This window comes from Xanthomonas sp. D-99 (genome assembly GCF_017746145.1).
GTDB lineage: Bacteria > Pseudomonadota > Gammaproteobacteria > Xanthomonadales > Xanthomonadaceae > Xanthomonas > Xanthomonas cissicola.
In genome coordinates this window covers 1-14,371 of the sequence record NZ_JAGHWU010000058.1, presented here as the reverse complement: position 1 = coordinate 14,371, position 14,371 = coordinate 1, and the positions used below count along the sequence as shown (strand labels likewise).

At 65.5% G+C, this 14,371-nt stretch carries 12 protein-coding genes, 1 other RNA gene and 2 pseudogenes; 8 read left to right on the top strand and 7 right to left on the bottom strand.

What is annotated here, in order from left to right; translation table 11 throughout:
• Nucleotides 1-21: 21 nt before the first annotated feature.
• The 8 genes from J7360_RS17490 to J7360_RS17455 all read left to right on the top strand — a co-directional run bounded on the left by J7360_RS17490 (nucleotide 22) and on the right by J7360_RS17455 (nucleotide 9,003).
• A complete protein-coding gene (locus J7360_RS17490; protein WP_057659056.1) occupies nucleotides 22-1,224 on the top strand; it encodes an HlyD family secretion protein in 1,203 nt (400 codons plus the stop codon).
• Nucleotides 1,221-2,807, top strand: a complete 1,587-nt coding sequence (locus J7360_RS17485) for an MDR family MFS transporter (RefSeq protein WP_022559356.1) — start codon at nucleotides 1,221-1,223, stop codon at nucleotides 2,805-2,807. The genes J7360_RS17490 and J7360_RS17485 overlap by 4 nt, the downstream gene beginning before the upstream one ends.
• A gap of 4 nt (nucleotides 2,808-2,811) precedes the next feature.
• Nucleotides 2,812-4,302, top strand: a complete 1,491-nt coding sequence (locus J7360_RS17480; RefSeq protein ID WP_057659054.1) for an efflux transporter outer membrane subunit — start codon at nucleotides 2,812-2,814, stop codon at nucleotides 4,300-4,302.
• A gap of 113 nt (nucleotides 4,303-4,415) precedes the next feature.
• Nucleotides 4,416-5,549: a polyamine ABC transporter ATP-binding protein gene (gene potA, locus J7360_RS17475; RefSeq protein ID WP_209034331.1), complete on the top strand. Its 1,134-nt coding sequence runs from the start codon at nucleotides 4,416-4,418 to the stop codon at nucleotides 5,547-5,549.
• A 61-nt stretch (nucleotides 5,550-5,610) separates the two neighbouring features.
• Nucleotides 5,611-5,686, top strand: a non-coding RNA gene (locus J7360_RS17470) — sX9 sRNA.
• On the top strand, nucleotides 5,678-6,589 hold the full coding sequence (locus tag J7360_RS17465; RefSeq protein WP_057659082.1) for an ABC transporter permease subunit: 912 nt from the start codon (nucleotides 5,678-5,680) through the stop codon (nucleotides 6,587-6,589). Before J7360_RS17470 ends, J7360_RS17465 begins: the two co-directional genes overlap by 9 nt.
• Entirely contained in the window at nucleotides 6,586-7,434 is an 849-nt protein-coding gene (locus J7360_RS17460; protein ID WP_057659053.1) for an ABC transporter permease subunit, read from the top strand. The genes J7360_RS17465 and J7360_RS17460 overlap by 4 nt, the downstream gene beginning before the upstream one ends.
• A gap of 204 nt (nucleotides 7,435-7,638) precedes the next feature.
• Complete coding sequence (locus J7360_RS17455; RefSeq protein ID WP_007963759.1) at nucleotides 7,639-9,003, top strand: NAD-dependent succinate-semialdehyde dehydrogenase; 1,365 nt, start codon at nucleotides 7,639-7,641, stop codon at nucleotides 9,001-9,003.
• 151 nt (nucleotides 9,004-9,154) lie between these two features.
• Here J7360_RS17455 and J7360_RS17450 read toward each other — a convergent pair whose 3' ends face one another.
• The 7 genes and pseudogenes from J7360_RS17450 to J7360_RS17420 form a co-directional block, all read right to left on the bottom strand.
• Nucleotides 9,155-10,156, bottom strand: a complete 1,002-nt coding sequence (locus tag J7360_RS17450) for a magnesium and cobalt transport protein CorA (RefSeq protein ID WP_007970040.1) — start codon at nucleotides 10,154-10,156, stop codon at nucleotides 9,155-9,157.
• A 15-nt stretch (nucleotides 10,157-10,171) separates the two neighbouring features.
• The gene (locus tag J7360_RS17445) at nucleotides 10,172-11,455 is read right to left on the bottom strand and encodes a DUF4105 domain-containing protein (protein WP_209034329.1); all 1,284 of its coding nucleotides are present in this window, start codon (nucleotides 11,453-11,455) and stop codon (nucleotides 10,172-10,174) included.
• Nucleotides 11,452-12,330: a transporter associated domain-containing protein gene (locus J7360_RS17440; protein ID WP_003488337.1), complete on the bottom strand. Its 879-nt coding sequence runs from the start codon at nucleotides 12,328-12,330 to the stop codon at nucleotides 11,452-11,454. Before J7360_RS17440 ends, J7360_RS17445 begins: the two co-directional genes overlap by 4 nt.
• A gap of 95 nt (nucleotides 12,331-12,425) precedes the next feature.
• Nucleotides 12,426-12,944: a hypothetical protein gene (locus J7360_RS17435; RefSeq protein ID WP_057659048.1), complete on the bottom strand. Its 519-nt coding sequence runs from the start codon at nucleotides 12,942-12,944 to the stop codon at nucleotides 12,426-12,428.
• Entirely contained in the window at nucleotides 12,944-13,429 is a 486-nt protein-coding gene (ybeY, locus tag J7360_RS17430) for an rRNA maturation RNase YbeY (protein ID WP_003488340.1), read from the bottom strand. Before ybeY ends, J7360_RS17435 begins: the two co-directional genes overlap by 1 nt.
• 101 nt (nucleotides 13,430-13,530) lie before the next feature.
• Nucleotides 13,531-14,077, bottom strand: a pseudogene (locus tag J7360_RS17425) (hypothetical protein); the annotation flags it as partial.
• A gap of 2 nt (nucleotides 14,078-14,079) precedes the next feature.
• Nucleotides 14,080-14,271: pseudogene (locus J7360_RS17420) on the bottom strand (PhoH family protein); the annotation flags it as partial.
• Nucleotides 14,272-14,371: the final 100 nt, after the last annotated feature.

Here is a 14,371-nt window from a genome sequence, read left to right as displayed (position 1 = left end):
CATCACACAGGACGCATCCTTTTGAGCAACCACGACCATCAGTCCAACGACGGCCAGTCTTCGGCCACGGATGCGCAGGGCGCAGGCGCGCGCGACGAGCAGGAGGCGCCCAAGCCCTCGCCGTTGAAGAACCCCAAGGTGAAGTGGACGCTGATCCTGGTCGGGGTGCTGGTGCTGATCTTGCTGGTGGTGTGGCTGGCCTATTACCTGATCAAGGGCCGCTACATGCAGGACACCAACAACGCCTATCTGCAGGCCGATTCGGTGGCCGTGGCACCGCGCGTCAGCGGCTACGTGACCAAGGTGCTGGTGAGCGACAACCAGATCGTGGAGGCCGGCCAGCCGCTGCTGCAGATCGACGACCGTACCTACCAGGCCACCCTGCAGCAGGCCGAAGCCGCCATTGCCGCACGCCAGGCCGATATCGTTGCTGCCACCGCCAATGTCTCCGCACAGGAATCGGCGCTGCTGCAGGCGCGCACCCAGGTCACCGCAGCTGCTGCCAGCCTCAAGTTCGCCCAGGCCGAAGTGAAGCGCTTCGCGCCGTTGGCCGCCTCCGGCGCAGACACCCACGAACATCAGGAAAGCCTGCAGCACGATCTTGCACGCGCACGCGCCCAGTACGACGCCGCGCAGGCGCAGGCCAAGGCCGGCGAGAGCCAGATCCAGGCCAGCCGCGCGCAATTGGAACAGGCACAGGCCGGCGTAAAACAGGCCACCGCCGATGCCGACCAGGCGCGCGTGGCGGTAGAAGACACCCGTCTGACCAGCCGTATCCACGGCCGGGTTGGCGACAAGACCGTGCAGGTGGGCCAGTACCTCGGCGCCGGCACCCGCACCATGACCATCGTGCCGCAGCAATCGCTGTATCTGGTTGCCAATTTCAAGGAAACCCAGGTCGGCCTGATGCGTCCCGGCCAGCCCGCCGAGATCGAGGTCGATGCGCTTTCCGGCGTAAAGCTGCACGGCAAGGTCGAGAGCCTGTCGCCGGGCACCGGCTCGCAGTTCGCATTGCTCCCGCCGGAAAACGCCACCGGCAATTTCACCAAGGTGGTCCAGCGCGTGCCGGTGCGCATTCGTGTGCTGGCCGGTGAAGAGGCGCGCAAGGTGCTGGTGCCGGGTATGTCGGTGGAGGTCACTGTGGACACGCGCTCGGCCAAGGACGCCAAACAGCGTGCCGAACAAGAATCCGACCGCGTGCAGGAGCAGGAGCGCGCGCGATGAGTGCAGCGGCCGCCACCGGCCCGCGTGCCGGCGGCAGCGCCCAGCGCGAGAAGGCCGAGCCGGGCGCCTGGCTGGCGGTGCTGGCCGGCACCATCGGCTCGTTCATGGCGACGCTGGATATTTCCATCGTCAATGCCGCGCTGCCCACCATCCAGGGCGAGGTCGGCGCCAGCGGCACCGAAGGTACCTGGATTTCCACCGCCTACCTGGTGGCCGAGATCATCATGATCCCGCTGACCGGCTGGTTCGTGCGCACGCTGGGCCTGCGCAATTTCCTGTTGATCTGTGCGGTGATGTTCACCGCGTTCTCGGTGGTGTGCGGGCTGTCGACGTCGCTGTCGATGATGATCATCGGCCGCGTCGGGCAAGGCCTGGCCGGCGGCGCCCTGATTCCGACCGCACTGACCATCGTCGCCACGCGGTTGCCGCCCAGCCAGCAGACCATGGGCACCGCCTTGTTCGGCATGACCGTGATCATGGGCCCGGTGATCGGCCCGCTGCTTGGCGGCTGGCTGACCGAAAACGTCAGCTGGCACTACGCGTTTTTCATCAACGTGCCGATCTGCGTTGGCCTGGTCGCGTTGCTGCTGCTCGGTCTCAAACACGAAAAGGGCGACTGGGCAGGCCTGCTCAACGCCGATTGGCTGGGCATCTACGGGTTGACCGCGGGTCTGGGCGGGCTGACCGTGGTGCTGGAAGAAGGCCAGCGCGAGCGCTGGTTCGAGTCCAGCGAGATCAATACCCTGAGCCTGATTGCGTTGAGCGGATTCATTGCGCTGGTGATCAGCCAGTTCCGGCGGCGCCCCCCGGTGATCCGCCTGTCGCTGCTGCTGCAGCGCAGCTTCGGCGCGGTCTTCATCATGGTCATGGCGGTGGGCATGATTCTGTTCGGCGTCATGTACATGATTCCGCAGTTCCTGGCAGTGATCTCCGGCTACAACACCGAGCAGGCCGGATACGTGCTGCTGCTGTCCGGCCTGCCGACCGTGTTGCTGATGCCGATGATGCCCAAGCTGCTGGAAACGGTGGACGTGCGCATCTTGGTGATTGCCGGGCTGATCTGCTTTGCCGCTGCCTGTTTCGTCAATCTGTCGTTGACTGCCGACACCGTGGGCACGCACTTCGTCGCCGGGCAGCTGCTGCAGGGCTGCGGCCTGGCGTTGGCGATGATGTCGCTCAACCAGGCGGCGATTTCGTCGGTGCCGCCGGAACTGGCAGGCGATGCCTCGGGCCTGTTCAATGCCGGCCGCAACCTGGGCGGCTCGGTCGGGCTGGCGCTGATCTCCACCTTTCAGGAGCGCCGCATGACCTTCCACACCGAAACCATCGGCAGCTCGATCACCGCCAACGCCAGCCGTGCGCAGGAAGCGCTGGCCGGCCTGACCGCACAGATGCAGGGCAGTGCCGGCGGCGAGGCGGCGGTGCGCTCGATCGCCCAGTTCGCCCGCGTCGTGCAACAGCAGGCCCTGGTGATGACCTATAGCGATCTGTTCTGGATCTTCGGCGTGATCGTGGTCTGCACGATTCCGCTGGCCTTTTTGCTCAAGCCGTTACCCAAGGGGGCGCACCTTGCAATGCACTGATTCCATGCGCCTGATCCGCATGCCGCTGGCTGCGGCGTTGAGTACGCTGCTGCTTGGCGGCTGCATGCTCGGCCCCAACTACACCAAGCCGCCAGCGGTTGCCGACGCGGCAATGCAAGCGCCCGCCCTGCATCGCGCCAGCGGCGCGGACGTGGTCGCCGCCGCACCCCTGAATCACTGGTGGGAGGAACTGCACGACCCGCTCCTGACCCAATTGGTCACCCAGGCATTGGCCGACAGCCCCAACCTGCGCGCGGCGCAGGCGCGGCTGCGCGCAAACCGCGCGCTGGCCCAGCAACGCCGCGCCGAACGCCTGCCCAAGCTCAACGCCAGTGCGGTGTATGCCTACGCCGAGCCGCCGCAGACCATCGTCGATACGCTCGGCGGGCTGCAACAGGGTCAACCCGGCCAGCCGCCGACGGCCGGCAGCCAGGCGCTGGATCTGGAAAAGACCGAGATCTACAGTGCCGGCTTCGATGCCAGCTGGGAGCTGGATTTCTTCGGCCGCCGCCGTCGCGCCGCCGAAGGCGCGCTGGCGCAGGCGCAGGCCTCCGAGGCCGAGCTCGCCGATGCGCAAGTGCAGCTGGCCGCCGAAGTCGGGCAGGTCTACCTCAATTACCGCGGCTTGCAGGCGCGCCTGGCCATTGCCGATGCCAACCTGGGCAAGATTCGCCAGTCGCTGCAGCTGGTGCAGCAACGCCGCGGGCAGGGCGCCGCCTCGGACCTGCAGGTCGAGCAGATCGCCACCCAGGTGCAGCAACAGCAAGCCCAGCGCCTGCCGCTGGAAATGCAATCGCAGGAGGCGCTGGACCAGCTGGCGTTGATGGTCGGGCGCGAGCCCGGCGCGCTGGATGCGCAGCTCAGCACGCCGCAGCCTTTGCCGATGTTGCCGACACAGGTCCGCGTGGACGATGCCGGTGCGTTGATCCGCCGGCGCCCGGACGTGCGCAAGGCCGAGCGCGAGCTGGCCGCCTCCAGCGCGCAGATCGGCGAGGCATTGAACGGCTACTTCCCGCAGGTGAGTCTGCTGGGCGGGTTGAGCTGGGTCGCCGGCTCGCCGAGCGATTTCAATTCCGATGCGCGGACCACATTGGCCGTGCCGATGCTGCGCTGGTCGATCTTCGACTTCGGCAAGACCCGCGCGCAGGTGGAGCAGGCGCGCGCCGGCAATGCCGGTCGTACGGCGGCGTACGAAGGGACCGTATTGGCAGCCTTGCAGGATGCCAATTCGGCCTTGGCGCGCTTCGGTTCGGCACGCAAGCAACTGGTGGTCGCACGCCAGGCCGAAGCCTCGGCCACGCGCTCGGCCGGGCTGATGCAGCAACGTCGCGATGCCGGCGCCACCTCATCGATCGATCTGCTGGATGTGCAGCGCCAGCAGTTGTCGGCGCAGGACGCCGCCGCGCAGGCGCAGGTGCAGTTGCTGGTGAATTACGTGGCCCTGCAGAAGAGTCTGGGGCTGGGCTGGAGCGAACCGGCGCAGGACGCGCTCTGAGACCAGCCAAGGCAATCCGTGACGCGGCAGCCCATGCGCGGCCGCGCCCGGATGTTGCCATGATGGTCGGCATTGGCCGTTGTGGCGCAGGCATTGCGCAATCGAGAGGTTCAATGGCATCCCCCGAGGCCACCCCGCAGCCCCACCTCACCGCAGGCGAGGACGTCTACCTGAGCATCGACGCGGTCCGCAAGGAGTTCGACGGCTTCGTCGCGGTCGACGACGTCAGCCTGCAGATTCGCAAGGGCGAGATCTTCGCGTTGCTCGGTGGTTCCGGTAGCGGCAAATCCACGCTGTTGCGCTGCCTTGCCGGATTCGAACGGCCGACTAAGGGGCGCATCGTCCTGGATGGTCAATCCATCGACGCGCTGCCGCCGTACGAGCGCCCGATCAACATGATGTTCCAGTCGTACGCGCTGTTTCCGCATATGAGCGTGGAGCAGAACATCGCCTTTGGGCTGAAGCAGGAAGGCTTGTCCAAGGCTGCGATCGCCACCCGCGTCGGCGAGATGCTCGAGCTGGTGCAGCTTGGCGCGCTGGCCAGGCGCAAGCCGCATCAGCTCTCCGGCGGGCAGCAGCAGCGCGTGGCCCTGGCGCGATCGCTGGCCAAGCGGCCCAAGCTGCTGTTGCTGGACGAACCGATGGGTGCGCTGGATAAAAAGCTGCGCTCGCAGATGCAGCTGGAACTGGTCAACATCATCGAAACCTCCGGCGTGACCTGCGTCATGGTCACCCACGATCAGGAAGAGGCCATGACCATGGCTACGCGGATCGCGTTGATGGACCAGGGCTGGATCCAGCAGGTCGGCACGCCCGATGAAATCTACGAGCAGCCGGCCAACCGGTTTGCGGCCGAGTTCATCGGCTCGGTCAATCTGATCGATGCGCTCATCGCCGACGACGCGCCCGAATACGTCACCTTGAAAACGCCTGCGTTCGATGCCTGCATCCGCATCGGCCACGGCATCACCGGCTTCGAGGGGCAGGCGGTGGCATTCGCGCTGCGCCCGGAAAAGCTTGCGATCGGCAAGGACGAGCCGGCCCAGGCCTGCAACAAGGCGCAGGGCGTGATCGAAGACATCGCCTATTTCGGCAGCCATTCGGTGTACCACGTGCGCTTGCCCAGCGGGGTCAAGCTGATGGCCAATTTCGCCAATCGCCAGCGCTGGGCCAGCGAAGCGCTGACCTGGGGCGACACCGTGTGGGTGGGGTGGGGCGAGGACGACGGCGTGGTGCTCACCGCATGAGAGCGGCCAGCAAAACTACTGCGCAGCCGCCAGGGGCGCGCGGCCGGTGCTCGGAATCGGCATGTACCACTCGTACACTGCGGTTCCTGCGCGCTGTCCGCGCCCCCCTGGCGGCTGCTCGCTACGTCCTGCTAGCCACTCTTAGCCGTGGGCTGCCCGGCGCGCGCTGGGGCGTGATCGTCGCACCGTATCTGTGGCTGCTGGTGTTCTTCGCGATTCCGTTCCTGATCGTGCTGAAGATTTCCTTCGCCGAGCGCGCCACCGCAATGCCGCCGTATACCCCGCTGGTGACGGTTGCTGCCGACGGTGCGGTGAGCCTCAAACTGCATCTGGGCAACTATCTGGCCTTGCTGCGCGATAGCCAGTACGTGGCTGCCTACCTGAGTTCGATCAAGATCGCGGCCATTTCCACCGCACTGGCGCTGTTGATCGGCTACCCGATGGCCTACGTGATCGCGCGACTGCCGCTGGCCACACGCAACGTGGCGATGATGCTGGTGGTGCTGCCGTCGTGGACGTCGTTTCTGATCCGCGTGTACGCGTGGATCGGCATTCTCGATGGCAATGGCGTGCTCAATCAGGCGCTGCTGGCGCTGGGTATGATCGAGCAGCCGTTGCAGTTGCTGTACACGCCGATCGCCGCCTACATCGGCATCGTCTACTGCTATCTGCCGTTCATGGTGTTGCCGCTGTACGCCAACCTGGTCAAGCACGATCAGCGTCTGCTCGAAGCCGCCTACGATCTGGGCGCGCGGCCATGGCAGGCATTCGTCCGCATCACCTTGCCGCTGTCGCGCAACGGTATCGTGGCCGGCTGCATGCTGGTGATGATTCCGGCGGTGGGCGAGTTCGTCATCCCGGAAATGCTGGGCGGGCCGAACACCTTGATGATCGGGCGCGTGTTGTGGGGCGAGTTCTTCAATAACCGCGACTGGCCGGTGGCAGCGGCCGTGGCCACGGTCATGCTGTTGCTGCTGTTGCTGCCGATCGTGATCTTCCACCGCTACCAGCAGCGTGAGCTGGAAGGACGGCCGACATGATGCGCGCTGCGCGCGGTGGGCGCCTGCTCGGCGGCAGCGTGCTCGCGTTGGGTTTCGGGTTCCTGTATCTGCCGATCCTGTTGTTGATGGCGTATTCGTTCAACACCTCGCGCCTGGCAACGGTGTGGGGCGGATTTTCGACCAGGTGGTACGGCGAATTATTGCGCGACCGGCAATTGCTCGACGCAGCCTGGGTCAGCCTGGAGGTGGCGTTCTGGACGGCGTGCGCATCGACGGTGCTGGGCACGATGGCCGCCATGGCGATGGTGCGCATGCGGCGGTTTCCCGGCAAAACCCTGTTCGGCGCGCTGATCACCGCGCCATTGGTGATGCCCGAAGTCATCATCGGTTTGTCGATCCTGCTGTTGCTGGTGTCGATGGGCGGCGTGCTCGGCATCGCGCCACGCGGCGCGGTAGCGATCTGGGTAGCCCAAGTCACCTTCACCGTGTCGTTCGTGACCGTGGTGATCTCTTCGCGGCTACAGGAACTGGACCGCTCGCTGGAAGAAGCTGCGATGGATCTCGGTGCCACGCCGTTGAGCGTGTTTTTCCAGATCACCTTGCCGATCATCGCGCCGGCTCTGGCATCGGGCTGGCTGCTGGCCTTTACGCTGTCGCTGGACGATGTGGTGATCGCCAGTTTCCTGGCCGGGCCCAGTTCCACCACCTTGCCGATCAAGGTGTTTTCGTCGGTGCGTCTGGGCATCAGCCCGAAGATCAATGCGCTGGCCACGGTCATGGTGCTGGCGGTGTCGGTGGCCGCGCTGATCGGCTGGTGGCTGCTGGCGCGCAGCGAAAAACGTCGCCTGCGCGATGCGCAGTTGGCACTGCAACGCGAAGGTTGAGCGCCACAGGAGGGCGCGAGGCGTAGATGCGTGCAGGCGGGTGACCGTTGGGCAGGGCAGCTTCCGAAACCAGTGCGACTGCATGCAGCAGGTGGGGCCGGCGGCCGGTGCTTGCGAACACAGTGTTGCGGCAGTTTCAGGCGATTGTGACGCGCCCCGAACTTGCCGGCGTCTAGCATGACCGCCTCGCAATAGGAGACCGTCATGTCCTACGACACCGTCAACCCCGCCAACGGCCAGGTCGAGCATATCCAGCAGACCCTGGACGCCGCTGCCATCGAAGCGCGTCTGGCTGCTTCCGCCAAGGCATTTCCGGCCTGGGCCGCGTTGCCGCTGGCCGAGCGTGGCGCCTTGCTGCGCCGCATTGGCGAGGAGCTGGCCAAGCGCCGCGAGGACCTGCAACGCATCATGACCGCCGAGATGGGCAAGCTGCGCCGCGAGGCGCTGGCCGAGATCGACAAGTGCGCGCAGGCCTGCGCCTATTACGCCGAACACGCCGCCGACTATCTGGCGCCGCGCGACATTCCGACCGAAGCGCAATCAAGCTATGTGCGCTACGAACCGCTGGGCTGCGTGTTCGCGGTCATGCCGTGGAATTTTCCGTTGTGGCAGGCGTTCCGGTTTTTGGCGCCAAGCCTGATGGCCGGCAACGTGTCGCTGCTCAAGCACGCCAGCAATGTGCCGCGCTGCGCCGACGCCATGAAAGAGGTGCTGGACGCCGCCGGCATTCCGTCGGGCGTGTTCGATGTGCTGCATATCGATAACGACCAGGCTGCCGATGTACTGCGCGATGACCGCATTGCCGCGGTGACGCTGACCGGCAGCGAACGCGCCGGTCGCTCGCTGGCCGCCAATGCAGGCGACCAGCTCAAGAAGTGCGTGATGGAGCTCGGCGGCAGCGACGCGTTCGTGGTGCTGGAAGACGCCGATCTGGCGCACACCGTGCAGTCGGCCGTGCAGTCGCGCTTCGACAATAGCGGGCAGACCTGCATCGCCGCCAAGCGTTTCATCGTCGTGGATGCGATCGCCGACCGGTTCATCGAGCGCTTCGTCGCGGCGGCAGCCGAGCGCGTCGTGGGCGACCCGCAGCAGGACAGCACCACGCTGGCGCCGATGGCGCGTGCCGACCTGCGCGACGAATTGCACAAGCAGGTGCAGGCCAGCGTGGCGAAGGGGGCCAAGGTCTTGCTGGGCGGCGAACCGGTCGCCGGCTCGCATGCCGGTTATCCAGCCACCATCCTCGACAACGTCGCCCCCGGCATGCCGGCATACGACGAAGAATTCTTCGGTCCGGTCGCCTCGATCATCCGGGTTGCCGACGAAGCCGAAGCGGTGCGCGTGGCCAACGACACCACCTTCGGTCTCGGCGGTAGCGTGTGGACGGCCGACGCCAAGCGTGGCGAGCGGGTGGCCCAGCAGCTGCAGTGCGGCGCGGCGTTCGTCAACTCAGTGGTCAAGAGCGATGTACGCTTGCCCTTCGGCGGCATCAAACGCTCCGGCTTCGGCCGCGAGCTGGCCGAGCACGGCATCCATGAGTTCATGAACGTCAAGACGATCTATGTGGCTTGACGGCGGGCATTCGGGATTTGGGATTGGAGATTCGCAATAGCAGGCGCTCGCGACCTATGAGCACCCTGGCCTAGGTTGAAAATGAACAACCTGCCAACTGCTCAAACCAATCCCGAATGCCCAATCCCCAATCCCGCGTCGTGTAGCGGCCCTACAGCCACTTAGCGCGCTTGAACAGGCGATACAGCACCAGGCACGAGCCCACGACGCCTGCGACCAGCAATGGGTAGGCGTAGCGGGCATCGAGTTCGGGCATGTGGGCGAAGTTCATGCCGTACCAGCTGGTGATCAGGGTGGGGGCGGCCAGCAGGGCGGCCCAGGCGCCGAGGCGTTTGACGGTTTCGCCCTGGGCCAGCGTCACCATCGACAGGTTGACGCTTAGCGCCGTGCCCAGCATTTCGCGCAGGGTGTCGATGGCATCGCTGGTGCGCACGGCGTGATCGAGCACGTCGCGCAGGTAGATGCCGACTTCTTCGTGGATCAGTGAGCCGGGGTTGCGCTTGAGGTGCGAGAGCACGTCCTGCAGTGGTGCCACCACCAACCGCATCTTGTTGAGTTCGCGCTTGAGCTCATACAGGCGCACCACCGTCTCGCGCTTGTAGTCGTCGGCGAAGATGTCTTTTTCCAGACGCTCCAGCGTGTCGCGGAACTCGTCCATGATCGGCAGGTAATTGTCGACCACGAAATCGAGCACGCCATACAGGCAGAACGACGCGCCCATCTGCAGCATCGCCGGCTCGCGCTCGACCCGATGCCGCACCGGCGCGTAAGACAGCGACGCGCCATGCCGCACCGTCAACAGGAAGCGCCTTCCCAGGAAGGCGTGCGTTTCGCCATAGCGGATGCGTTCGTTGACCAGCTGCGCGGTGTTGACCACCACGAACAGCGAGTTGCCGTAACTCTCGGCCTTGGGGCGTTGATGCGCCTTGAGCGCGTCTTCGATCGCCAGATCGTGCAGGCCGAATTCGTCCTGCAACTTGCGCAGCACCGATTCCTGCGGCTCGTACAGCCCCACCCAGACGAAGCCATCCGGCTGCTGCAGCACATCGCTGATGTGCTCCAGGCTGATGTCGTGGCGCTTGCCTTCGCCGTCGTAGTAAGCGCAGGTGATCACGCAGGACGGATTATCGGGATGATGGCCTTGGCTGTTCATGAGCGCATCCTTCAATCAGCGCGTACGGACGGGCAGGTCACGCGGTCGCAGGGCAATGGCAAGTGCGGTGTGGATCGGCAGCAGCAGCATCACCCATTGCAGGTTGTCCTGCGCCTGGAAGGACAGCCAGTGGATCACCAACGCGGCCAGCGCGCATGCCGCCACAACCCAGGACAGCACGTTGAACCAGCGGCCCGGCCGATGGCCCAGCTGCAGCCGTATGCCGCCGAACCACAGCAGCACGCATAGCGGGTTGACCAGCAGCAGGTTGCGGTTGCCCCACGCCGACGCGTGGGCAGTGAATCCCCACAGATACACCAGCAGGCCGCCGCCGATGGCGCACAACAGCCAGAACGGTAACGCCAGTCCAGCCAGCATGCGCTGCCTGCGGCCCAGGGCCAGTACGCCGGCTGCAACGATGAGGCCGGTCAACAGCCACGGCCACCAGTGCCGCTGTTGTTCGGCGGGTTCCGGCGCGATGCGGTGCGGTAGCAGCACCTGCGTGGATTGCACCAACGGGCGACCGGCACTGTTGTGCACCTGGGTCAGGCTGTCTGCCAGCCGCATCGGCACGAAGGCCTCTTCCCAACGCGACAGCGGACGATCTGCGTACGGGCCCAGGCCCAGGTCGAAGCCCAGCCACATCCATGGGGCAGGGGAGGCCAGGCGCACCGCTTCGCTGCGGAAGGTATTGCCACGCGAACGACCGGCCAGCTGCGATTTGAGCGCGCCGCCCATCGCACGGTCCAGCGTGTCGCGCACCATGGTGGCGCAGTTGGCCATGAAGTAGTCGTAGTGGTAGCGCGCGTTTTCCGGTTGGCTACGTACCGCCAGACCGTCGGCCAGCGCGCGCGCCTGGTCTGGCGGCAGATCCAGCCACTGGACGCTAACACCGCGCCCGGCATCGCGATATTGCGACAGGTCTTCTTCCAGCGGCAGCGCGACCAGGTAGTACATCATCTCGCCGCGCGCAAAACGCGGTACGAAGTCCGGCTCGCTCGGGTCGAAAAAGCCGAAGTTGTACGAGGTGGCCTGCTGCGTGCGCGGGTCGACCACCACGATGGCATCGTGGCCGAACCGTTCGAAAAACACTTCGCCCGGCTGCATGGTGACTACGCCGACGCGTGGCGCCGGTGCAACGGTCAGCGCAGCGTCCTGCGAAGCACTGCCTTGGACAGCCTGGGCCGCTGCGAGCGGGGCGACTAGCAGCGTGAACAGGAGCAGTGCCCAGCAGGCAACCCACTGCCAGGCGCCACCGCGCTGCGGCGCCGTGCAGGCACTGCGGGTGAGCTGGTTCAAGCGTCGTCCTGCGGATCGGGCGGCAGAATGGTGACGTGGAAGGCGTGCACGCGTCGCGCATCGGCCTTGGCCACGCGGAATGCGAAGCGCCCCAGCGTCAACTCTTCGCCGGTTTCGGGCAGGTGCCCGATCGCATCGGTGACCAGCCCACCCACGGTGTCGTACTCGTCGTCGGGGAACTCGGCGCCGAAGCGCTCGTTGAAGTCTTCGATCGGCGTCAGCGCATCGACCACATAGCGTCCATCGGCCTGGATCGCGATGAGCGAATTCTCTTCTTCGGCATCGTCGTGCTCGTCGTCGATCTCGCCGACGATCTGTTCCAGCACGTCCTCGATGGTGACCAGCCCGGCAACACCGCCGTATTCGTCCACCACGATCGCCATGTGGTTGCGCGAGAGACGAAATTCCTTGAGCAGGACGTTGAGCTTCTTGGACTCGGGGATCAGCACCGCCGGGCGCAGCAATTCGCGCACGTTGCCAGGGCCGTTGTCGGCCACCACGCCGCGCAACAGGTCCTTGGCCAGCAGGATGCCGAGCACTTCGTCCTTGTTCTCGCCGTGGACCGGGAAGCGCGAATGGCCGGATTCGACCACCTGCTTCATCAGGTCGATGAAGCGCGCTTCCACCGGCAGCGAGACCATCTGCGAGCGCGAGATCATCACATCGCCCACGGTCAGCTCGGACACGGAGATTGCGCCTTCCATCATGCGCAAGGTGTCTGCGGCGATGAGACCGTCCTGTTCGGCGGTCCGCAGCAAGGCGACGAGTTCGTCGCGGGTATGGGGTTCGCCAGAGAAGGCAGCGCTGAGGCGCTCGAGCCAGCTACGGCGTTTTTCCGGTGTTTCTAGGGATTGGCTACTGTCGTCTTCGGACATCGTGACGGGGAAGGGCACCCGGCAAACCAGGCGTTAGCCATCAGTCTAGCAGGAAGCCGGCACGGCGCTGTGGATGCGCCGTTGCCTGGCCCGGCTCAGGGCAGATCCAGGCTGTAGCCGCAGCCGACCACGGTCTTGCCCGGATGCGATTTGACGTTGGTCACGCTCAGCACGACCGATTCGATCATCGCCTCGCCGGTCTTGGGGTTGGTGGTGTCTTCGCTGACCAGCTCGCGCCCATACATGACCTTCTCGGCGTTATCCACGCCCAGTTCCAGATCCAACTGCTTGGCGAGCGGGCGCGGGTCGGGCAGGTCCAGGATCGCCATGATGCTGGCGCCGGAAAACGCGATGTGATCGGTACTGTGGCCGAACACGCGAATGGGCGTATTGAGCGTGTACTCGGTCATGAACAGGTTGGATTGCTCCAGTGGCGTCCAGCCCAGCGCCACCGCCTTCAGCGGGTCGGCCAGTACCGGCGCCAACGCGCTGAAATCGCCGATGCGCTGGCGGCATTCGATCAAGGCGGCAAGGTCCGGGCGCACCGTCGCGGTCTGCGCCCAGGCGCCGGGCGCGCTCAACATCAGCAGGGCGCCGGCAATGCAAAAACGCATCAGTGTTCTCCTGCGTAAGGGTCGTCGATGCCGAGGTCGGCCAGGATCTCGCGCTCCAGTTGCTCCATTGCCTCGGCCTCCTTGTCGTCTTCGTGATCCCAGCCGAGCAGATGCAAGGTGCCATGCACGGTCAGGTGCGCGTAGTGCGCAGCCAGCGATTTGCCTTGCTCGGCGGCCTCGCGCGCCACCACCGGCGCGCAGATCACCAGATCGCCCAGCAGCGGCATCTTGATGCCCTTGGGCAGGCCTTCCGGCAGTTCGGCGGGGAAGCTCAGCACGTTGGTGGCGTAATCCTTGCCGCGGTAATGGTGATTGAGCGAGCAGCCTTCCTTCTCGTCGACCACGCGTACCGCCAGATCGGCCTCGCGGATGCGCCCCTTCAACGCTGCGGCCACCCACTTGCGAAAACTCACCGCCGACGGCAGGCCGGCGCGCGGCAGCGCATAGCTGACGGCAACGTCGAGGCGGACAGGGCCCTTGGTCATGGGAACACCAGCATTCAGGTCAGACAGAGATGACAGTATCGCGCGAGTGGCGTCTTGCTGCGACGCCTGCGTGTGCGCTCTGGCCGACCGGTCCGGGATCGGCGAACGCACTCGACCAGCACCATGACAAGCGCGCCGCCGTTGGCAATACGATAGAACGCGCTGCCCATCGGCCCGTTCCGGCAATGCGGATCGACCCGTCTGACCTCCAGGGCCGGCGCGAGACCCGGTGGCGATTGCGTCCAGATTGCGGCTTGGCCGTGCTCGAGCAAGCGACCAACCAGATAGCGCGCGTCGGCGCTTTCCTTGTCATCTTGAGCCACTGCGCAGCCGAAGCGGTCGTGCACTTTGCCGGTAGCGGCAAGTAGCGCATGCGCTCGCGTGCCGGCAAGCAGCGCCTGTCGCTGCGCATCCTCATCGGCCGTCGCCGCATCGGCTGCAGGTTTCGCCAACGCCAGGTGTTCCAGTTCGGCCCGATCCAACAGGATGGTCGCTTGCGCAGCGGCCATCGAGACACAGGACGCGGCAAATTGCTGCCGCAGCATGACGCGCGTGGTCGTGTCGGTCTGTTGGCGTGCCTGCGCATGGGCAGGTTCATGGCAAGCCAGCGCCCACCACACCCTCCAACAGTAGGGCGCGGCCTTGCACGGTCAGTCGTCCGCAGGCGGTAGCACGGCGCTATCGCGCTTGTCATAGGCGGTCACGATGCGCTGCACCAATGGGTGACGCACCACGTCGCGCGCTTCGAAGAAGGTGAAACTGGTGCCTTCCACATCGCGCAGCACTTCGATCGCATCGCGCAGGCCGGATTTGACGTGCTTGGGCAGATCGATCTGGGTTAGGGAAGGTCTGAACAACGAGACCTGACAGGGCGGAAGGTGGCGTCGTTCCGAAGAGTGGCTTTTGGAACTTCGGAATTTCGCCATTTCTGGCGCTTTCCGC

Coding starts and splice junctions, on each gene's coding strand:
- J7360_RS17485 (WP_022559356.1), top strand. CDS start 1,221: ATGAGTGCAGCGGCCGCCACCGGCCCGCGTGCCGGCGGCAGCGCCCAG.
- J7360_RS17480 (WP_057659054.1), top strand. CDS start 2,812: ATGCGCCTGATCCGCATGCCGCTGGCTGCGGCGTTGAGTACGCTGCTG.
- potA (WP_209034331.1), top strand. CDS start 4,416: ATGGCATCCCCCGAGGCCACCCCGCAGCCCCACCTCACCGCAGGCGAG.
- J7360_RS17460 (WP_057659053.1), top strand. CDS start 6,586: ATGATGCGCGCTGCGCGCGGTGGGCGCCTGCTCGGCGGCAGCGTGCTC.
- J7360_RS17455 (WP_007963759.1), top strand. CDS start 7,639: ATGTCCTACGACACCGTCAACCCCGCCAACGGCCAGGTCGAGCATATC.
- J7360_RS17450 (WP_007970040.1), bottom strand. CDS start 10,156: ATGAACAGCCAAGGCCATCATCCCGATAATCCGTCCTGCGTGATCACC.
- J7360_RS17440 (WP_003488337.1), bottom strand. CDS start 12,330: ATGTCCGAAGACGACAGTAGCCAATCCCTAGAAACACCGGAAAAACGC.
- J7360_RS17435 (WP_057659048.1), bottom strand. CDS start 12,944: ATGCGTTTTTGCATTGCCGGCGCCCTGCTGATGTTGAGCGCGCCCGGC.
- ybeY (WP_003488340.1), bottom strand. CDS start 13,429: ATGACCAAGGGCCCTGTCCGCCTCGACGTTGCCGTCAGCTATGCGCTG.